Below are 17,448 nucleotides of genomic sequence, written 5' to 3'. Positions count from 1 at the left end.
TATTGAGAGACTTGAATAATGCGATCAAGCCCTAAGGTGTTTGCTGTTTTTGTTAGCTGGCTACTCTCTCTGCGGCTTTTTTCTGAGGCGCAACTGTGTGAAATACTTGAAGAGTTTGATGGGGTTCAGGGTGTTGTAAAAAGCAATTTGTATATATCGGCATACGAAGAAATTGCTCGCTACCTTGCTCATGCTCGGTCAATTGAAGAGATGATTTTGTTTGTCGAGTTGAATAGTGAAATGTTGAGTGAGTTGCCAGGTGAGCAGTATTACTTTGTTGAGGCTATAGTTGATGTGTACTCTGCCGGCGGGCTTGATGTTGCGAAGCTGATTGATGTTTCACCCGAAAGATATAGGAAATATTTTATTAAACGCTTTGGGTAATTGCTGCAAAAGGAACTGCGGCAAAGGAAGGAAAGTTTCCAGACGAGGTGTTTACTGGGAAGAAGCCACATCAGACGACGCCTGGCACAAAGAGTACGACACAAGAGAGGTATAACCCAGCGACTGGGAAGCTTGAAAAATCTGTGATCGAGTACGATCAGTATGGTCGACAGGTTAAGAGAACGGATTACACGAATCATGGATATGGAGACAAAGGAAAGCCTGCGGAATATCATTCCGATCCGCACACGCATACCTACGAATATGGTCCTGGCTATGGGGCCAATGGTAAAGAGACGAGGGTAAATCATGATTAAAGTTCTGCAATTGAATGAGTTACTTGTTGCTCACAATTGCTTGTGCGCCATTAGTATTCAGTTGAATGAAGAAGGGGGGGGCTATGATTTATCTCTATCGATCTCGGTTTCTGAAAAGGCAGGGACTGATGTTGTGCGTATCAGATTTATTGATATCAGTCATTTTACGTCCCGTGATATTGGCGGCGGGTTGACTCAGCTGATGCATATGAGCGTGAGTAAGCTAGATTCGGGTTTTGACAGGATGCGTTATCAATTGATCGATCTCGAAGATAATAAGTTGTCATTTTACTTCTCGTCAGTTTCGGTTGATTAGATGCTGCAAAAGGAACTGGTGCGGTAGGGAAAGAGATTCCAGCTACTTCCTCGATAGCCAAAGAAGGGCTGAAAAACAACCTTGCTGCTCAGTCTGATATACCCCGCGATATTGTTGGTAAGCCTTCTAGTGTTTGGGGTAAATCGATTGATGATATTAAGCAGTCACTAACTATGGATGGCGCAACTGCAACTGTTTCAATAAAGTCTAAGACCTCCGGTAATGCTCAAGTATATAAAATTGAAGGCGGTACTACTGGGGTTAAGGAAATTCAATACAGTCCATCAACTATAGGTAAAGATGTGTCCCCATCCACTCATCAAGGTGAGTATTACAAAATAACTTATTCTGACGGTAGTGCTGTGGTTTACGAATGCAAAGGAGTTTTCTAGTTTCGGCGGTAGTGTTAGAGATGGTCTGTCGAAAGCTGGTTGCGGAAATGTTGAGCCCACTCTTCTGGGGCGCGCGGTAACAGGTAAAAGTTACCGAGCTGGACAGGCGTTTGATGTTGGAAGGACTAGTGACTTTGATATTGCACTGGCAAGTCCGGAGCTTTTGCGAGAAGCAGAGTCTTTGGGGGTAGGGCTAAGAAGTGGCGGAGCGCGAACTGGCCCACTAAGCACTAGAGGCCTAAAAGTGTTAGGTTTAAATGATCTGGCTAGTCAGCTGAGTAAGCAAGCCGGTCGAGATGTTAACTTTATGATTTATGGTTCGACACCCTCAGCAACAAGTCGAGCCCCAAGTTTTATTTTTCCTAAGTGATTAAAATGGCTGCTTATGATTTATATGGTTTCAAGGGTATGGCTATTTTGGAGGCTAAATCAAAAATCGAGGAAAAGTTAAACTTCTCTCTTGAGGAGAGAGAGAGTTCATATCAAGGAGGGATCTATTATAAGTTTGGTGACGAGGAGTCAGAAAGCTTTGTTTTGAAAGGAAATATTGACCCTTTTGATGGAGAGGCTGTTGAGCAAATGTTCTCTGACTATCCGGTTTTACTTTATGTAGACATGACTCTGCGTTCTGAGGAGATTAAATCGTTGTTAAGCACAGAATTTTGTTTGCTCAGACATGAACTGTTTGACTAGAAATATCCCTGGCCAAGCCAGGGGTGTTTTCTTACTCCGTGATAATCACCAAACATCCCTTTAACGTTCTCGTTCACCTCAAACCCCGCCTGCCATAACCACAGTCCTCGGAGTCTGATCCAGGACGCGTACCGGGCGGTGGTTAGTGTCCTTGTCGTTGGCCGGGTAGAAGTCAGCGGCGATTTTCAACCGGTGAGCAGTGATGAGAGGAGGCGATTTTATTGAAGTTATCGCATCACTACCAAGCAACTTTTAGCGTATGAGAGGTGTAATTATTTTATAATTTGTTGTGAGTCTTTCGCTCTTTAATAATTTAATTTTATATAGGCAATAAAGCGGGCGGCTAACGCCGCCCGTTTTTGCTCACCTCAAAGCTGTTTTTGTAACTGTCGCCCGACTACATCCAACAAGTCGCAACCATCACGCAACAGAATGGTGCAAGCAAGTGTCATTTCTTGAAGGGCTATAGCGTTGTGACGACCCTCATCAGAAGTGACGAAGTTTTCCAGCAATTGAGCAACCGCACGAATGCGATAGGGAATCAATTTCGAGCAAAAAAGGGCGACTTTCCAGTCACCCTTTTTTGCTTGTAGGAATACGTGTTCCTCCATCCGCCGTGTTGTCACCTTTATCAAATCACAGTCATCCCGCGGCCAGCGCTGTCCCCGGCTAGCCCTCAAGTATCAGTCGGCACCTCATCCCAGTCGTCGCCATAGCCCACCAGCCAGCTCAAGGCATAGCGCCGTTCGTACACCACCCCGGGGTGGAGTTCCTCGGGCATCGGTTTGTTGAACAACTGGGCGTCGCGCACCCGCCAGTGCTGTTGATAGAGCTCGCCTTCGGCGGCTTCGATATCGGCTGCCGGGCGCAGTTGGGCCTGGGCGATAAAGGCTTTAGGGTCGTTCATGGCCTGGGCCAGCAGGCGGATGCTCTTCAGGTCTGCCGTCAGGTTCAGCGCCGGTAGCTGGTCGAGCCCGCCCAGGGCCCAGGCCACTGCGACCAGGCCTTCGGCGCGCCAGCTAAAGTTGACCAACTGCTGCTCGGTGGGCTCCGGTTGCTGGTAAAACGCCCGTTCCTCATCCGAGAAAAACGCCTCGACGCCGTGCTGCTTGACCCAGGCCAGTTCCGGCGAGTCGGCTGCCGAGTAGGTGCGCGACACGGTGGCCGTCAGGGCCAGCAGGCGCTGCGCGACCTGTTCCGGGGTGCGTGGGCTCATGGCGTCATCGTCGTGGTCGGTCATCTGCTGCGAAGCTCCATTTCTCTGGCCGAACGGGCCGGGAGGGCGATCCTGGCACAGCCCTCGGCGGTGTTCAACGTGTGGCGTCAGTCGGTTTTTGCGTGCAGTTTGATCAGCCCGGCGGGCAATTGGTCGAGCTCTTCGTAGGCATCGCGCGGACCGTACACCAGGTAGCGGTGGCTGCTCTCATGGCCGACATTGTTGAAGATCACCCGTGGCCCCTGGGCGGTCACCTGCACCCAGCCGGGGCGGTTTCTTTCGGCAAAATCGATGCGCTGCACCTGACTGCCCTGAGGGTCCCAGTAGAGCGCCGCGCCTTGCAGGTAATTGGCGGTGAACTCGCCGGACAGTAGCAGCAGGTGGCTGTTGGCACCGGTGGCCAGGCATTGCCATTGCACATTCATGCCCAGTGAATCGTCCTCGCTGTTGTAGAGCAACCAGATCTGCGTCCCATGGCGCAGGCGATAGATAAATGAATCGACAAAGGCGGCGCTGCGCAGCAAGGCCAGCCGCTGGGAAGGGCCCGCCAGCTCGCAATCGATCACGGTCCTGGCCGGCGCCGCTGCCCAGGCGTGGGCGGTGCACAGCAGGGGCAGCAGGCCGAGTAAAAGGCGGCGCAGGGGCAGTGGCAGGGTGGGCATAAGGGGGACGGCTTCCATGGCGAGATATTGAGGCAGTGCGGGTCGTACCTAGTAATATGGCGGCACATTTTTTACCAGCTGATTTGTTAATGCCTGAGTACAGCCCGTCTGCCAGCGATGCGCCCATCCTGTTGTTTCCCAAGCACATCAGCCTGTGGGCCGATGGAGGGGAACTGCCGGCGCTGGCCATGCCGGTGCCGGGCCCCTTCCGGGTGTTGCGTTATGGCTGGCTGGCGCTGGCTCTCGGATTGCTGGGGGCGGTGGCGTTGGGGCAGCAGGGGCTGGCGCTGATCCTTGGGGTGTCGACTGTGATGATTCCATTGCTGGTCCTGGGCGTGCGCAGGCGGCTGTTTCCGCCTGCTCGCCCCAACGCCTGGTTCGACGCCCAGGGCCTGCACCTGGCCTGCGGCACTGAAACAGCCCCCGGTGGCGTTTACCGGCACTTCATTGCCTTCGGTGATATCACCCGCATCGCGAGCCTGGATCAGTCGATCGATCTGCCGCGGCGCGGTCATGCCCAGTACCGCACCTACCTCGTCGAAACTCGGCAGTTTCTGGGCGACGACACCTGTATCCACATCAGCACCCAGCAGAGCCTGGAAGCGCTGCACAGCGTACTGGAGCGCCTGAGGAAACTGCCCGCGGCGGCCCATATCAGCCTGCCGCCGACGCACCCGTACGGCGCCTGAACCGCTGTTCAGCGTGCCTCAGCCGGGTGACGCATCCAGACGCATCCGCGCCGTCTCTGTGCACTGCGCAAGCCGTGGGTCGTTGTCTTCGAGGAGGTAGGCCTCGACCCGCAGGTGCAGGCGGGGCATTAGCCGATCCAGCAGTTGCTCGCAGTTGCGCTGGCTGTAGTTCTGCTCGCCGGTCAGACGGCTGACGAGGCGCAGCAGAAGGTTCTCCCGGGCCTGGACCAGCAGCACATAGTCCCGACTATCGGGCTGGCGCAGCAGCCAGACACCGCTGGCGATGCGCAGCAGCGGGGCCAGGGTCTGAGCCAGTTTGTTGACTTCCACGGCGGCCAGTTCATGGGCGTGATACTGCGGCGGGCCCTGCTCGGCGTTGGTCTGTTTTTGCAGGCGGTCGGCCTGTTGCCGATAGTGGCTGGCCTGCTCCCAGTCCTGCGTGGTCATGGCCAGCATGCTCAATTGGCGCAAGCTGCCCAACTGGTAGGGCCCGGGCTCGGCGGCCAGTTGTTGCCAGCGTTGCGCGGCGGCTTGATGCTCCCCGGCCTGATACAGGCTGAAGGCTTGTTGCTGGCGCAGGGCGCGGTGTTCCGGGTCCTGGCCCAGGGCCTCTTCCAGCAATGAGGCGGCCCGGGGGTTGTCGTCCAGGTGGGTGCGATACAGCCAGGCCAGGCGGGCGATCTCATCACTGTTGAGGCTGCGGATCCGTTGCTTGCGCAACAGCTCGTGGTGTTCGCCGACCAGGGCCTGATAGTCGTCGCGGGCGTCGTTGCAGCGCTCGCGGATGAACTCGGCAAATTCTTGGTCCAGACGTTGCGCCAGCGCCTGGTGCTGTTCTCCCAGCCACGCCTGAGCGGCGCTGGGTTGGGCGCGTTGCCAGTGCAGGGGCAGGTCGGTGCGTGCGGTGTCGATGCCCAGCGCGGCCAGGCGCTCGGCCAGTGCCGGGTGGGTGTCGCTGCGTTCTGTGCTGTTGCACAGTTCGGCGTGCAACCAGGTGCCGGCCTGGGCGGCGTCCACCGGGGTCGCCAGCAGGCCGTGGCGCGCCAGTTCGAGCAGGGGTTGCAGGTCGTCCCGGGGCTGGTTCACCGCTTGGGTGTAGAGCCTGGGCCAGTAGTCCTCGGCCAAGGCGCGGCGTTGCAGGGCGGTGCCGATCAGGGCCTGGGCGAAGGTGTCGGCGCCGCAGACTCGCGCCGCCTCGGCATCGGCCTGGTATTCACAGTGGCGGGCGAAATCCAGGCTGATATCGAGAAACCTCGGCACGTACCACTCCACGAACAACCGCAGCGGGGCGCCGCTCAGGGTGCGATTGCGCTCCAGTCGGTCGCTGACGGCCTGCCATTGCAGGCGGGCGAAATACACCCGGCTGGCGTAGCGCCCGTGGCGATGGGCAATGTGCGCGCACTCGTGGGCGAGGATGGCCGCGCAGGCTGCGGGCGACAAGGTGTCGAGCAGCGGCAGCCCCAGCCACAGCACATTGCGGGTGCGGCCGGCGAGCACCCGGTGCTGGCGAATGCTGGCGTTGAACTGGCTGTTGAGGTACACCGCATCCAGCCTGGGCGCGCCCAGCTCGCTGCGGATCCGCTCCAGTTCGGTGAACAGCTGCGGCACCTCCTCGGGTAGCAGGGCGATGCCGTCTTCATCCCCCTGGACCCGGCTGCTGAACGGAACCTTGAGCATCACCAGGCCGAACGGCGCGGCGGGGAAGGTCGCCACCGCCGCCAGCACTCCAAACAGCCCCGGCAAGGCCACCAGCAACAGCGCCGGCAGCAGGCAGAGCAGCAGGCCCAGGGTCAGCAGCGCCACGTCCCCCAACAACAGCCAGGCGCTGATCCGCAGCCGGTGTCGACGCAGGTTCGGCATTTCACTCATGACGCAGGTTTGGGTGGCAGGTCGTCGGGGCTGATGTTGCCGCGCTTGAAAAAGGCCCCGACCACCGTGCCCATGGTCTTCACCAGGCTGTGGGAGTTGAGCACCTCGCGTTCGATTTCCTCGATGCCCTCGTTGTCCGGCAACAGGCGGGTGGCGTGCTGGGCCCATTCGATGGCGGCAAAACGGCTGCGCTTGGCGCCGCGTCCGTTCATGTAGGCCAGGGCGATTTCCGCACAGGCGCGGGCGGCGGCCCAGTCGTCCTGGTCGTCGATCAGCGAGCGCAGGTAGCCCTGCACGCCTTCTTCCTGCTCGTCGAGGGTGCCGAAGTCGCGTTGCAGCACGCCGATCCGCAGCCGGGCGAATGCTTCGCAGCGCGGGTCCTCGCGGGACTCCTGCAGCAGTTGGCGCACGGCGTTGAAGTGCTTGCGCTCGTTGAAGTCCAGGCCCTGGCTGAACAGCCGGTCCCAGGCCATGTTGTACTTGGCCAGGGCCGAACCGTCGGCCACTGCGCGCTCCAGCCAGAACTCGCGGGCGGCGTCATTGATATAGCTCTCCGGGGTGTTGCTGCGGCTGCCCCGGTGAATGTCGTACATGGCACTGGAGGCGTCGTGTACCCGGCGTTCGGCGCATTGTCGGATCAAGTAGTAGCCCGCCTCATGGGCGCCGCTGTCCCACAGCAGGTAGCCGGCATTGAGGATATTGAAGTTGTCGTCCATCTGGTTTTTGCTCAGCACCGCGGCGCGGTTGAGCAGGGTGCGCGCGCGCTCCGCATCATGAGCAAAGCCCCAGAGCCCGAACTCGTGACCCACGGCGGCCAGGGCCAGCGGGGTGGCCAATTCATCCATGCGGCACATGCGTTCGATCGCGTCTCTGAAGACGTCGATGTGGTCCGTCATCTGATGGATCAGGGTCAGGTAGGCGAAGCTGTGGAACGGGCCGTCGACCTCACGGAAATACACCCCGGGCGCAAAGGCCGCGACGCTGGCCACATGCAGCGAGTAGGCGCGCGCTTCGTCGTTCAGCGAGTAGCTGCAGAAGTTGGCGAAGCGGCCCAGGGCATCGCCGCGCTCTTCGGGCCGCAGGTCGCGTTGCAGCCAGGCTTCGAAGCGCGTCTGGAAGGCTTGCGCGGTGCTGACTTCATCGGCGGCCGGGTAGTCGCTGATGGCGTCGTAGGCGCCAATCCAGCGGATCGCGTTGCGTTGCGCTTCGTCCAGCCCGGTGGCGAGCGGGCCGCTGGCCAGGCCTTCGATGTCTTCGTAACTGCCGCCCCAGCGCGGCCGCAGGTAATTGGTGTAGGCCAGCAAGGCTTCGAGGCAGGCGGGGCGCCATTGCAGGATCTGATGCAGCCAGTAGTCCTGGCCCTGGTCCATCTCGTGGGCCTCCCGGGTCGGCAGCAACTCCGGCAGCGCCTGAGTCGCTTGGGCCAGCGGGGTCAGGCCATAGTCGGCCAGGTGTGCCAGGGCCTGGGCCAGCAGTTCCGGCTCCTGGTCGTTGGCGGCGCAGGTGACGGCGGGCTGTTGGCGGAACAGTTCCAGCAGCCAGGCCGGCTCCTGGAAGTGTGACGACAATTGCAGCATGGCCATGCCGGCTGCCACCGGGCGCGACGAGCGCTGCATGGCGGTCAGCAGTGCTGCGGTGGCGTTCTCGCAGGCCATGGCTGCGCCCAGCCAGCAGTCCTGGGACACGCCCTGGGCCCAGCCGTAGCCGCGGATGTCGGTGGCGCGGCCAAAGCAGAATTTGCCCCAGATCAGTTGTGGGTGATACGCCTCGGGGCAGGCCGCGATCCAGGCCTGGAGAAACTGCGCCACGGACGCATAGGACTGGGTGCTGTAGTCGAACAGCGTCCCGGCCTGGGTTGCATCGATGTAGGGATGGCTGCCAGTGGGCGCCTCGAGCCATTGCGCCTCGAGCTCGTTGTAGTAGTGATCCAGCTCGGCATAGGCGGCAGTGCGTACCAGATCACGAACGTGCAGGCGCAGGGTAGAGAGGGTATGCAAGGGGCATCATCCTTGATCGGGTAAGGGGGCGGCGCAGTCCGGGGTTTGCGCGTGGGGCGTATCGCATGGGGCATCGCGCCCGGGCTGCGGTAAAAAATCCGCGTGATATTAATACAATGGCAGGCGTGGCGCAGCCGGATGTTCAGGCTGGCAGCGGTGGGGTGTCGGCGTCGAGCTTTTTGGCGGCCTGGGCCTCATCGTCAGCGCGCAATTCATCCTCCAGCCATTGCACCAGGGCCCGGGTTTCGTGACGATCGCGGTCCTGATAGCGGCTGAACACCGAGATCGCCTCCGGCAGCGGCACGCTCTGCACGCAAGGGCGGATCAGCGCGCCGCTCTCGATCAAGCGGTTGGCCGTGCGCTGCCAGCCCATGGCGACGCCATGCCCCTCGACAGCGGCTTGCAGCATCATCGGGTAGTTATCGAACACCTGACTGGCACTGTGCTGGGCCAGGGTCAGGCCGAACTTGCCCAGCCAACTGTCCCATTCCATCAAGTGCGGCGGGCTGGAGCGGTGGTGCAGCAGGGTGTGCTGCGGCAAGTCAGTGAGGGCCAGCGGCAGTGCGGTACCTGCCAGATAGCTCGGGCTGCACACCGGGAATACCTCGTCGGACGCCGTGAACGCCAGGGCCTGGGAGCCGCTGGCGCGCCCGGTGCTTTGCAGAGCGACGTCGAAATGGCCGTTGAATTCGGTCAGCGGGCGGGTGGTGGTGACCACCTGGATCTCGATCTGCGCATGCCGCTGATGAAACCCGGACAGGCGCGGCATCAGCCAGTAGAAGGCCTCGCACAGCTGGCACAGCAGCACCAGCTGGTTCTTGCGCGGCGCGCCACGCAGTTCGTCGGCGCTGGTGCCGATGCTGCGCAAGGCACTGCCGACCACCCGCGACAACTCGATGCCCTGGGCCGTGAGAAACACCGCGCGATTGCGCCGGCTGAACAACTGCACACCGAGGTTCTCCTCCAGCCCGCGAATCTGCCGGCTGATGGCGGCCTGGGTGATGTGCAGCTCCTGCGCCGCCAGGGAAAAACTGCCGAGCCGCGCGGCGGCCTCGAACGGCAGCAAGCTGGCGAGTGGGGGAAGGGACTTGCCGAGAGCATTCATAATCTGTGGTTATGCATAGGCGGCTGAGAACTCGTTTGTAGCACAGAACCGGCGTTGCGCAGTATGGCCCCACGTTATCGATGGAGGCTGTCATGTCCCAACCTGTCCCGCATCTGGCCGCTGGCATCGCCTGCGCCGTGTTCGCCACCCTGAGCTGGGCGCTGAACTTCATTGCGCCCTACGTCAGCGGGGCTTACAGCCTGTTTGATCTGCTGGCGCTGCGGTTTCTGCTGGCGGGGTTGATCGGCGGCGTATTGCTGCTGGTGCACCACCGCCAACTGACCTTTATCCGCCCGTGGCAGCGCGGGCTCGGGCTGAGCCTGGGGGTTATGGGTTACCTGGGCTACAGCGCCTGCATCGCCGGCGGCATCCTCTTCGCCGGCCCTGTACTGACTCCGGCCCTGATTGGCCTGGTGCCGGTGCTGCTGGCGCTGCTGGGCAATGTCCGCTGCCCCACATTGACGTGGAGCCGGCTGGTGTTGCCCCTGGGCTTTCTGCTGTGCGGCTTGCTGTTGATCCACCTCGGTAGCCTCGATCAACCCCTTATCGCCGGTCCATCGCTGGGCATCGGCCTGCTGTTCTCGGTGCTGGCGGTGGTGATCTGGCTGGTGTTCAGCCTGCTCAACCAGCACGCCATGGACCAGTTACCGACCACCGCCAACGGTGCGTGGACCGGGCTGATGATGGCCGGTGGCGCCCTGGGCACCCTGTGCTTGCTGCCGATCGGCCTGCACCTCGACCTGTTGCGCCTGCCGCACCTGGGGTTCGGCTTCGACCAGGCCGCCTCGCTCTACGCTTGGGCCCTGGCGCTGGCCCTGCTGTCATCGGTGGCCGGCGGCTGGGCCTGGAACCTCGCCACTCGCTACCTGCCGATGGTGCTCTCGGCCCAATTGATCTCCCTCGAGTCCCTGTTCGCCAGCGTGCTTGGCCTGCTGTTCCATGGGCGCTGGCCGACCCCGTTTGAAGCCTTGGGCCTGGGGGCCGTGCTGCTGGGGGCGATGCTGGCGGTGCGGGTGATTTTGCCGGGGCGGGGGCAGGAGGTGGGTGAGGGCAAGGCGTGCGTGAGTGGGCGTTTGGATTAGCCGCGTGTATGAGGTTCTTCAGGGCTTGTCGAGGGGCTCAGGGATGAAACCCTGCTCCCGAAGCGATTTGATAACGCCTCTGATCAGGTAGTTGTTCGAGAAACCGATGGTGTATTGCCGTGCTCCCGGACTGATGGGCAGCAACATGCCTTGGTCGACCAATTTTCTGATCTGGTAGGTGCGCTGCCCGCCAGACAGTTTTGGCAGTGCGTTGCCAATGTCCGCTGACTTGACCACTTTGATTTTAATCGCGGCCGCCAGCACCCGTTCCTCCGCCTGGGTGATCCAGCCGCGCTCATGGGCGAAGGTCACCGCGGGGTCCAGAATGTGCGTCTTCAGGTAGCGGTAGTCAGTCAGCCGATCGACCTTCTCCAGCTCGTCCCGGACCCCCTCCAGTACATAGGTGCACCACAGCTCCCGTCCCTCCTTGGTGCCGGCATCCGCCGTGGCGAGCATGGCGTAGTAGCGTTCCCGATCATTGCAAAACACTGCCGTGGGGTTGAGTACTCGTCCGACGGCGCTCACATCAAAGCCATATTTCAGGAGCAGGGCATAGGTCAGGAGCCGCACCACACGTCCGTTGCCATTGCTGAATGGGTGAATCCAGCCAAACCGATGATGGGCCAGCGCGACTTTCATCAGGTCGTATTTGGGAGGGTCTTCGCGATTCACGAAGGCCACCAGCTCTTGCATGTAACCGGGGACCAGTACCGCATCCGGGGGTAAATGATCGGATTGCGCAATCTGCACGCCGCCCAGGCGATAGGCTCCTGGGGTCGGGTCTCCTTCTCGTTCCAGCGTTTGTACGGCGATGGCGTGCAGTTCTCTGATGGCCAGCTCTGTCAGTTCGGTGCCGGGGGCCATGATCTGCTCGACGTAGTCCATGGCTTTTTCGATATTGGCGATTTCGCGCAGTTGATCAGTCTGTTCGGCGGTGCCCTCGACTTTGCTCTCGATGTAATCGGCCAAGGTCGTGTGGTTGCCCTCGATCCGTGCGGAGCCCAGGCTTTCAAGTGCATGGAAAATGGATTTGAGTTGATGGAAAACACCTGGTGGCGTATCACCTTCCAGCCGGAGCCGGCGAAGGTGCTCCAGCTCGCTCAGGACGTCGACCAGGCCTGAGTCGAAAGAAGGATTCAACAGCTCCAGATCGTGGTGAGTGAAGGTTGCCATGGTGCAGTTATCTCAAGTCTGTCTTGGGGATATCTTTAAAGGTCGCTGGCTAAGTCCAGTATTTAAAGGGCTGATGGCTAGTAAGCGCTTAACATTATCTCAAATCCAGGTTTTTACTAAGTCAAAGTGTATGTGTTGCCCGTGGCGTGCTTTTGCCTGGGCATCAGGGTTTCGTGCGCCTTGTTACTTCTGGTTATCGAGCAAGGCTTGCTCTGTGGGGAGGGGCTCTTTACTCTGCGCCGGTCGCTGCAAAATCAGCGGCCGGGTGTAGGAACCCGTTCACAAGATGCGTATAAGCACCCGAAATCTTCGGGTGTTTTTTGCTGCCTATGTGTTATGGCGGCTATACGCGGGCACGCCTCGGCGTGACCGGGTCTTGTGTGTGCCGGTTCCTACCCCGCGTATAGCTGCCACCTGGCGTGTAGGACGTTGCGTGGTAGTTCTTCTCACACAAGGAGCTACGCCAATGAACGGATATATCCCGCTACCCAACACCCCCAGCGAACACCCTGTTCTGCTGATCAACCCCAACGCCCCGTTGGTGGACCTCTTGGCCTGCGCCGATCAGCGCGTACGCGCCATTCACAAGCTGATGACCCGCCTCTCATGCATGACCGCCCACAGCGCGGACGAGACCGACCTGTTCCAGATCGCCGACATTGCCGCGCTGCTGCTCAGTGACGGCGTGGCCTTGCTGGACGTGGCGCAGGGCAGAGCAATGACGTTGGTGGATAAGGCGGCCTGAGGGCCTTCGGTTAAGCGGCCAGGCCGGTCTAAGCCTGGCCGCCTCGCCTCTGAACACGCCGGCGCAGGTATGCTGGCGGCTTTTGCTGATGGACCAGGAACGACAACGATGACATTACGCACATGGATTGGGCTGGCGCTGCTGGCTGTCAGCGGGCCGCTATGGGCCAGCGAGCCGGCCTCGGTGTACCTGCGCTGCACGATGACAGCCGAGCAGTACGCCAAGGCCATGGCGGCGCCTCCAAGCTCGGCGCTGGCCTATAGCGATTGGCAGGCGTGGTTCGACAGCCAGGGCCCATTCGGCCCGGGGCTGGTCGAGGTGGAATGGCTGCGTGACTATTCCGCTGTCCCCAGCCTGCAAACCCTGGTGCAGTGGTGGCTGGGCGCAGGCGGGACCTCACGCTATGACCCGCAGACCGGGAGTTGGCAGTTTGCGCTGCTGGAATTCACCGACAACTACGGCGAAATGATCCAGCTGCTGGCGCCCCTGCGCGGCGTCGCCTCTTACTGCCAGCCGCAGTCCGGCAGCTTCCTGTTTATCTACTCCTACTTCTGGGGCAACGGCGACAACGCCTACCTGACCCTGGATACACAACGCAGCCAGTTCGCCCCCGGCCCGACACCGGCCCAGCGCACCGAGGCGAATGCGGCGCTCAAGGCGCTGATGGAGTCGAGTGCCGACTGAAATTGACATGAGTTATTTGGAGGGTGAGATGGCGAAGAGCAGATTGAGCAGGTGGGATGTTGTCGATCATCTACGGACCGAGCACGACAGGTCGCTCTATCTTGAGGCCTGTCAGCAGGAAAACGATCCGCAACTGCTGGCTGTCGCCCTGGGTGATATCGCCCGGGCGCGGGAAATGCATCGGCGCCCAGGGGCACGGAAAAAACCGATGCAGGGCTAAACCCCAGACAACAAAAAACCCGCACTAGGCGGGTTTTCTGGTTGCTCTCACGTGATGTAAACACCACCTGAAAGCTGAAGGTGGTGCCCAGAGACGGAATCGAACCGCCGACACGGGGATTTTCAATCCCCTGCTCTACCGACTGAGCTATCTGGGCAACGGGGCGCATTAAACGGGTTTTTCGGGGGGGCGTCAAGCGAGTTTTGAAAAAAATGTTTAATTATTACCGTCGCTTACGTTCCACCCCCGATTTATACGGGTTTACTCAGCTGGCGGCACGTAGCCGTCGGCCTTGGCGTATTCCTCGCCGGAGAAGAACTTGTCCATCTCGCCCTGCAAGTATTTGCGGTCTTCGGCGTTCATCATGTTCAGGCGTTTTTCGTTGATCAGCAGGGTCTGGTGTTTTTGCCAATCGGCCCAGGCCTTGGCCGAGACGTGGTCGAAGATGTCCTGGCCCTTGGCGCCGGGAAACGGCGCACGCTCCAGGGCGGGCAATTCTTCTTGGTACTTGCGGCACATGATGGTGCGGGTCATGACAACTCTCCTGCGTTCAAGACGTCGGCCGCGCGTTTAAGCAGCTTTTTCACCGGGGCGGCAAGGCCCAGGCGCGGCGGGGTGGCGAGGTTATACCAGAGCCAGTCGGCCTCGGCCACGTGATGGGCCGACTCCTCGACCTGGACCAGCCAGGGTTCGATGGCCAGCTGGAAGTGGCTGAAGGTGTGCACCAGGCTCGGCAGTTCGTGTTGCTCGCCCAGGGCCAGCGAGTGTTGCAGCGCCAGGTGTTCGAGGTCGGCCAGGTCATCGAGCTCCGGCAGACTCCACAAGCCGCCCCAGAGGCCGCTGGAAGGGCGGCGATAAAGCAGGATCGCGCCGTCGCGATTGGCCAGCATCGGCATCAGGGTGCGCTTTTGCGGCACGCTCTTGCGCGGCTTGGGGATCGGGTAGCGGGTTTCGAGCCCCAGCATGTGAGCCTCGCAGCCGCGCTCCAGGGGGCACAGCAGGCAACTGGGCTTGCTGCGGGTGCAGAGCGTGGCACCCAGGTCCATCATCGCCTGGGTGTAATGGTTGACCCGGGTGTGCGGCGTGAAGCGCTCGGCGGTGGCCCACAGTTGCTTGGCCACCTTGGGCTCGCCCGGGTAGCCCTCCTGCGCCGTAAACCGTGCCAGCACGCGCTTGACGTTGCCGTCGAGGATCGAGGCGCGGATACCCATGCTCAGGCTGGCGATGGCGCCGGCGGTGGACAGGCCGATGCCCGGCAGTTCGGTGAGTTTCTCGACGTCGCGGGGAAACTCGCCGCCGTAGTCGGCAACGATGATTTTCGCGGTCTTTTGCAGGTTGCGCGCCCGGGTGTAGTAGCCCAGGCCGGTCCACAGGTGCAGCACTTCGTCTTCCGGCGCGGCGGCCAGGGCTTCGACCGTCGGCAGCGAGGCCATGAAACGGTCGAAGTAGTTGAGCACGGTGCTGACCTGGGTCTGTTGCAGCATGATCTCCGAGACCCACACCCGGTACGGGGTGATGCCCTGTTGCCAGGGCAGGTCGTGGCGGCCGTGGTGGTCGTACCAATCCAGTACCGCCGGTGCAAACTGTTCCGCTCTCATCGTTTGAACAGCCCTTTGAGCGCGTTTTTCAGTTCCGGGCTGACCTTGTCGCCGAGTTTCTCTTCAAGTTTTTCGCTGAGGCGATCGCCGGCCATCCGCGTCGCGACCTGACCCAGGCCATCCTTGTCCAGGCGGCAGGCCTTGGCCCCCAGTTCCAGCGGGCCACGGCAGCGCAAGGGCAGTTCGAGGCCGACAAAGCGCTCGCCGACCTGGCAGGCCGGGTCGGGCATGTCGCTCTTGTCGCCTTCGACCACGATGCCGACGCGGTAGTCCATGCCCAGCACCCGCAGGTCGATGTCGCCGTTGCCGTTGACGGTCATGCCCGGGATGCGCACCTTCAGGTCCGGGTTGCTGGCCACGCCGTTGCGCAAGGTCAGGTTGCCCTTGAGTTCCTGGAACGGCGTGTCCTTGCCGCGCGGGGTGCTGCTGAGGGTCTTGCGGTTGAGGAAGGCGATGCCCTGGCACAGCTGCTGTTCCAGGTTAGCGTTGAGCAGCACACCGTTGTTGATCACAAAGCTGGTGGTGCCGTTGAGGCTGTCGATCAGGGCTTTCTGGCTGTTGCCGCTACCGCTGAGGTTGCTGTTGAGCGTCACCAGACCCTTGACCGGAGGCGTCTGCCCCTGGCTTTCGAGGATGCGCTCCACCGGCACCCGGTTGATCTTGGTCTGCAGGCTCAGCAGCGGGGTGGCCTGGCGCACGTCGAGGTTGCCGCTGGCATCGAAACTGCCGTTGTACAGCTCGCCGCGCAGGCTTTGCAGTTTCAGCAGGCCGCCCTGGCCGTTGGCCTTGAGTGCGGCATTCTGGATCGGCAGTTTGTCCAGGGTCAGTTGGCCAAAGCTCAGGTCGGCGTCGACGTCCAGCTTGCTCAGACGCTCCACCGGCAGCAGGCGTTCGGTGCTCCAGGCGCCCTTGGTCGGTGCGTCCGGCAGCGGGGTGGTGCCGGCACCGGCCATGGCATCGGCCTCGCTGCTCTGCACTTCGGCCTTGCGCGCCACCGCCGCGCTGTTGGCGGCGGCGGACTTGGGCGGCAGGTAGCGGTCGACGTTGAAGGTATCGGCCTTGAGCTGGGCGCGCAGCGACTGCTTGGCAAAGTCTTCGATGGCCAGGCGGCCGCTGAAGGTGCTGTCGTCGAGCTTCAGGTTCAGGTCTTCCAGGGCCATGCTGGTGGGCGTGCCTTGCAGGCGGCTGACCAGTTCGACCTTGGTCAGGCTGCCCTCGGCCATGGCCGGCAGGGTCTGGCCGATGCTGTCGACGAATTTGGCCAGGTCGAACTGGGCAATCGAGATGCCGCCACTGATCTGCGGGGTTTTATCCAGGTCATTGACCTTGAGTTCACCCAAGGCGCGCAGCTGGTTGGCGGAGATTTTCAGGCCGGTCCATTCACCGACGTTGGCGGCCTTGTCCAGCAGCAACTGGCCTTGGGCGGCGAAGGTCACGGTCTTGCCTTGCAGCGGGTCGCCGGTGACTTCGCCCGACAGGCGCATGTCTTCGAACTGGTAGCGCTGCAGGGCGCGGTCAAAGCGCAGCTCGCCGTTGAGTTCGGTGCGCACCCGCACCACTGGCTGGTTGCTGGCCAGGAATGCGGTGAGTTTGACCGGGGTGGCGGTGGCCTCGTGGATCGGCCCGGTACTGAGCTGGATGCTCTCGGCGGTGAACTGCTTGCCACTCTGTTCGTCGTTGTATTCAACCCGGGCGTTGTTCACGGTCAGGCTGTCGATGTCGAGGCGGATCGGCTGCGCGGCCTTGTCGGCCGTGGCCGGGATTTCGACGCTCGGCTCGCCGGTGCTGGTGGCCGGGGTCTCGGCCTGTTTCGCCAGGGGCGCGGCACGGCCGATGTCTTCCCAGTTGCCGTGGCCGTCCTTGTCGCGGTTCAGGCGCAGGTTCAGGCCTTCGACCCTTACATCGCTCATCTGCACTTCGCGGCGCAGCAGGGGCAGCACGCGTACCGACAGGCCCAGCATCTGCAGGTCGGCGAAGGGGTGGGTCGGGTTGGCCAGGGTTGCGACGCTGGCTTCGTGCAGTTCGAGGCCGAGCCAGGGGAACAGGCTCCAGCCGATGTCGCCATTGAGCGTCAGCTCGATGTGGGCCTTGTCGCGGGCAATCTGGCGAATCTCGTCTTTGTAGTCGTTGGGATCAAACAGGTGGGTCAGGGCAAAGCCCAGAGCCACGATGATCAGCAACAGCCCGAGAAGTACCAGACCCAGGATTTTGCCGAACGCTTTCATGGGCGAGTCCTTGTAGTGTCGAATTCAAATTTAGCCGGGGAGTATAGCGCCCCGGAACCGACGACTGGTCACCGATCGCGC

19 protein-coding genes and 1 tRNA gene are annotated in these 17,448 nt (G+C 61.1%); 9 read left to right on the top strand and 11 right to left on the bottom strand.

Features of this window, described 5'->3' with window-relative positions:
* Positions 1-18 precede the first annotated feature (18 nt).
* The 4 genes from ACOZJV_RS11120 to ACOZJV_RS11105 all read left to right on the top strand — a co-directional run bounded on the left by ACOZJV_RS11120 (position 19) and on the right by ACOZJV_RS11105 (position 2,102).
* Entirely contained in the window at positions 19-384 is a 366-nt protein-coding gene (locus ACOZJV_RS11120) for a hypothetical protein (RefSeq protein WP_421547636.1), read from the top strand.
* 309 nt (positions 385-693) lie between these two features.
* Positions 694-1,017 carry a hypothetical protein gene (locus ACOZJV_RS11115; RefSeq protein WP_421547635.1) on the top strand — a complete coding sequence of 108 codons (324 nt, stop codon included), beginning with the start codon at positions 694-696 and terminating at the stop codon, positions 1,015-1,017.
* A 173-nt stretch (positions 1,018-1,190) separates the two neighbouring features.
* Positions 1,191-1,409, top strand: a complete 219-nt coding sequence (locus ACOZJV_RS11110) for a hypothetical protein (protein ID WP_421547634.1) — start codon at positions 1,191-1,193, stop codon at positions 1,407-1,409.
* Positions 1,410-1,784: 375 nt separating this feature from the next.
* A complete protein-coding gene (locus ACOZJV_RS11105) occupies positions 1,785-2,102 on the top strand; it encodes a hypothetical protein (protein ID WP_421547633.1) in 318 nt (105 codons plus the stop codon).
* A 368-nt stretch (positions 2,103-2,470) separates the two neighbouring features.
* Here the strand turns inward: ACOZJV_RS11105 and ACOZJV_RS11100 are convergent, their stop codons facing one another.
* The 3 genes from ACOZJV_RS11100 to ACOZJV_RS11090 form a co-directional block, all read right to left on the bottom strand.
* Positions 2,471-2,713: a hypothetical protein gene (locus ACOZJV_RS11100; RefSeq protein WP_421547632.1), complete on the bottom strand. Its 243-nt coding sequence runs from the start codon at positions 2,711-2,713 to the stop codon at positions 2,471-2,473.
* Positions 2,714-2,778: 65 nt separating this feature from the next.
* A complete protein-coding gene (locus ACOZJV_RS11095) occupies positions 2,779-3,342 on the bottom strand; it encodes a DUF4272 domain-containing protein (RefSeq protein WP_078469375.1) in 564 nt (187 codons plus the stop codon).
* 83 nt (positions 3,343-3,425) lie between these two features.
* Complete coding sequence (locus ACOZJV_RS11090) at positions 3,426-3,980, bottom strand: hypothetical protein (RefSeq protein WP_421547631.1); 555 nt, start codon at positions 3,978-3,980, stop codon at positions 3,426-3,428.
* Positions 3,981-4,069: 89 nt separating this feature from the next.
* On the opposite strand from ACOZJV_RS11090, the gene ACOZJV_RS11085 reads away from it, so the two are divergent.
* Positions 4,070-4,669 (top strand): hypothetical protein, encoded by a 600-nt coding sequence (locus ACOZJV_RS11085; RefSeq protein ID WP_421547630.1) that lies wholly within the window; start codon positions 4,070-4,072, stop codon positions 4,667-4,669.
* 18 nt (positions 4,670-4,687) lie between these two features.
* On the opposite strand, the gene ACOZJV_RS11080 is transcribed toward ACOZJV_RS11085, so the two are convergent.
* From ACOZJV_RS11080 to ACOZJV_RS11070, 3 genes are all read right to left on the bottom strand, one after another.
* Complete coding sequence (locus ACOZJV_RS11080; RefSeq protein WP_421547629.1) at positions 4,688-6,529, bottom strand: M48 family metalloprotease; 1,842 nt, start codon at positions 6,527-6,529, stop codon at positions 4,688-4,690.
* 5 nt (positions 6,530-6,534) lie between these two features.
* Positions 6,535-8,535 (bottom strand): DUF4034 domain-containing protein, encoded by a 2,001-nt coding sequence (locus tag ACOZJV_RS11075; protein WP_201129056.1) that lies wholly within the window; start codon positions 8,533-8,535, stop codon positions 6,535-6,537.
* Between the two features lie 142 nt (positions 8,536-8,677).
* Positions 8,678-9,640, bottom strand: coding sequence for a LysR substrate-binding domain-containing protein (locus tag ACOZJV_RS11070; protein ID WP_421547628.1), 963 nt, complete (start codon positions 9,638-9,640; stop codon positions 8,678-8,680).
* A 92-nt stretch (positions 9,641-9,732) separates the two neighbouring features.
* Between ACOZJV_RS11070 and ACOZJV_RS11065 the strand changes: the two genes are divergently transcribed.
* Positions 9,733-10,722: a DMT family transporter gene (locus ACOZJV_RS11065; protein ID WP_421547627.1), complete on the top strand. Its 990-nt coding sequence runs from the start codon at positions 9,733-9,735 to the stop codon at positions 10,720-10,722.
* Positions 10,723-10,740: 18 nt separating this feature from the next.
* Here ACOZJV_RS11065 and ACOZJV_RS11060 read toward each other — a convergent pair whose 3' ends face one another.
* On the bottom strand, positions 10,741-11,895 hold the full coding sequence (locus ACOZJV_RS11060) for a Fic family protein (protein WP_421547626.1): 1,155 nt from the start codon (positions 11,893-11,895) through the stop codon (positions 10,741-10,743).
* 466 nt (positions 11,896-12,361) lie between these two features.
* Here ACOZJV_RS11060 and ACOZJV_RS11055 point away from each other — a divergent pair, with 466 nt between their 5' ends.
* From ACOZJV_RS11055 to ACOZJV_RS11045, 3 genes are all read left to right on the top strand, one after another.
* Positions 12,362-12,640 carry a hypothetical protein gene (locus tag ACOZJV_RS11055; RefSeq protein WP_078469383.1) on the top strand — a complete coding sequence of 93 codons (279 nt, stop codon included), beginning with the start codon at positions 12,362-12,364 and terminating at the stop codon, positions 12,638-12,640.
* Positions 12,641-12,748: 108 nt separating this feature from the next.
* Positions 12,749-13,324 carry a hypothetical protein gene (locus ACOZJV_RS11050; protein ID WP_078469384.1) on the top strand — a complete coding sequence of 192 codons (576 nt, stop codon included), beginning with the start codon at positions 12,749-12,751 and terminating at the stop codon, positions 13,322-13,324.
* 7 nt (positions 13,325-13,331) lie between these two features.
* On the top strand, positions 13,332-13,544 hold the full coding sequence (locus tag ACOZJV_RS11045; protein WP_178102913.1) for a DNA-binding protein: 213 nt from the start codon (positions 13,332-13,334) through the stop codon (positions 13,542-13,544).
* An 81-nt stretch (positions 13,545-13,625) separates the two neighbouring features.
* Here the strand turns inward: ACOZJV_RS11045 and ACOZJV_RS11040 are convergent.
* The 4 genes from ACOZJV_RS11040 to ACOZJV_RS11025 form a co-directional block, all read right to left on the bottom strand.
* Positions 13,626-13,701, bottom strand: a tRNA-Phe gene (locus ACOZJV_RS11040).
* Positions 13,702-13,805: 104 nt separating this feature from the next.
* Positions 13,806-14,078 carry an oxidative damage protection protein gene (locus tag ACOZJV_RS11035; RefSeq protein ID WP_078469385.1) on the bottom strand — a complete coding sequence of 91 codons (273 nt, stop codon included), beginning with the start codon at positions 14,076-14,078 and terminating at the stop codon, positions 13,806-13,808.
* Positions 14,075-15,142: an A/G-specific adenine glycosylase gene (mutY, locus tag ACOZJV_RS11030; protein WP_078469386.1), complete on the bottom strand. Its 1,068-nt coding sequence runs from the start codon at positions 15,140-15,142 to the stop codon at positions 14,075-14,077. Before mutY ends, ACOZJV_RS11035 begins: the two co-directional genes overlap by 4 nt.
* Positions 15,139-17,367, bottom strand: coding sequence for an AsmA family protein (locus tag ACOZJV_RS11025; RefSeq protein ID WP_421547625.1), 2,229 nt, complete (start codon positions 17,365-17,367; stop codon positions 15,139-15,141). Before ACOZJV_RS11025 ends, mutY begins: the two co-directional genes overlap by 4 nt.
* Positions 17,368-17,448: the final 81 nt, after the last annotated feature.

It is taken from the genome of Pseudomonas sp. QD4 (genome assembly GCF_049199125.1).
In the GTDB taxonomy this organism is placed as follows: Bacteria; Pseudomonadota; Gammaproteobacteria; order Pseudomonadales; family Pseudomonadaceae; genus Aquipseudomonas.
Note: the sequence above shows the minus strand (reverse complement) of the source record. Positions and strands in the feature narration are given on the sequence as shown.

Bases quoted from the DNA above. Each gene is read 5' to 3' on its own strand.
- ACOZJV_RS11120 (WP_421547636.1), top strand. From the start codon at position 19: ATGCGATCAAGCCCTAAGGTGTTTGCTGTTTTTGTTAGCTGGCTACTC.
- ACOZJV_RS11115 (WP_421547635.1), top strand. From the start codon at position 694: ATGATTAAAGTTCTGCAATTGAATGAGTTACTTGTTGCTCACAATTGC.
- ACOZJV_RS11110 (WP_421547634.1), top strand. From the start codon at position 1,191: ATGGATGGCGCAACTGCAACTGTTTCAATAAAGTCTAAGACCTCCGGT.
- ACOZJV_RS11105 (WP_421547633.1), top strand. From the start codon at position 1,785: ATGGCTGCTTATGATTTATATGGTTTCAAGGGTATGGCTATTTTGGAG.
- ACOZJV_RS11100 (WP_421547632.1), bottom strand. From the start codon at position 2,713: ATGGAGGAACACGTATTCCTACAAGCAAAAAAGGGTGACTGGAAAGTC.
- ACOZJV_RS11095 (WP_078469375.1), bottom strand. From the start codon at position 3,342: ATGACCGACCACGACGATGACGCCATGAGCCCACGCACCCCGGAACAG.
- ACOZJV_RS11090 (WP_421547631.1), bottom strand. From the start codon at position 3,980: ATGCCCACCCTGCCACTGCCCCTGCGCCGCCTTTTACTCGGCCTGCTG.
- ACOZJV_RS11085 (WP_421547630.1), top strand. From the start codon at position 4,070: ATGCCTGAGTACAGCCCGTCTGCCAGCGATGCGCCCATCCTGTTGTTT.
- ACOZJV_RS11080 (WP_421547629.1), bottom strand. From the start codon at position 6,529: ATGCCGAACCTGCGTCGACACCGGCTGCGGATCAGCGCCTGGCTGTTG.
- ACOZJV_RS11070 (WP_421547628.1), bottom strand. From the start codon at position 9,640: ATGAATGCTCTCGGCAAGTCCCTTCCCCCACTCGCCAGCTTGCTGCCG.
- ACOZJV_RS11065 (WP_421547627.1), top strand. From the start codon at position 9,733: ATGTCCCAACCTGTCCCGCATCTGGCCGCTGGCATCGCCTGCGCCGTG.
- ACOZJV_RS11060 (WP_421547626.1), bottom strand. From the start codon at position 11,895: ATGGCAACCTTCACTCACCACGATCTGGAGCTGTTGAATCCTTCTTTC.
- ACOZJV_RS11055 (WP_078469383.1), top strand. From the start codon at position 12,362: ATGAACGGATATATCCCGCTACCCAACACCCCCAGCGAACACCCTGTT.
- ACOZJV_RS11050 (WP_078469384.1), top strand. From the start codon at position 12,749: ATGACATTACGCACATGGATTGGGCTGGCGCTGCTGGCTGTCAGCGGG.
- ACOZJV_RS11045 (WP_178102913.1), top strand. From the start codon at position 13,332: ATGAGTTATTTGGAGGGTGAGATGGCGAAGAGCAGATTGAGCAGGTGG.
- ACOZJV_RS11035 (WP_078469385.1), bottom strand. From the start codon at position 14,078: ATGACCCGCACCATCATGTGCCGCAAGTACCAAGAAGAATTGCCCGCC.
- mutY (WP_078469386.1), bottom strand. From the start codon at position 15,142: ATGAGAGCGGAACAGTTTGCACCGGCGGTACTGGATTGGTACGACCAC.
- ACOZJV_RS11025 (WP_421547625.1), bottom strand. From the start codon at position 17,367: ATGAAAGCGTTCGGCAAAATCCTGGGTCTGGTACTTCTCGGGCTGTTG.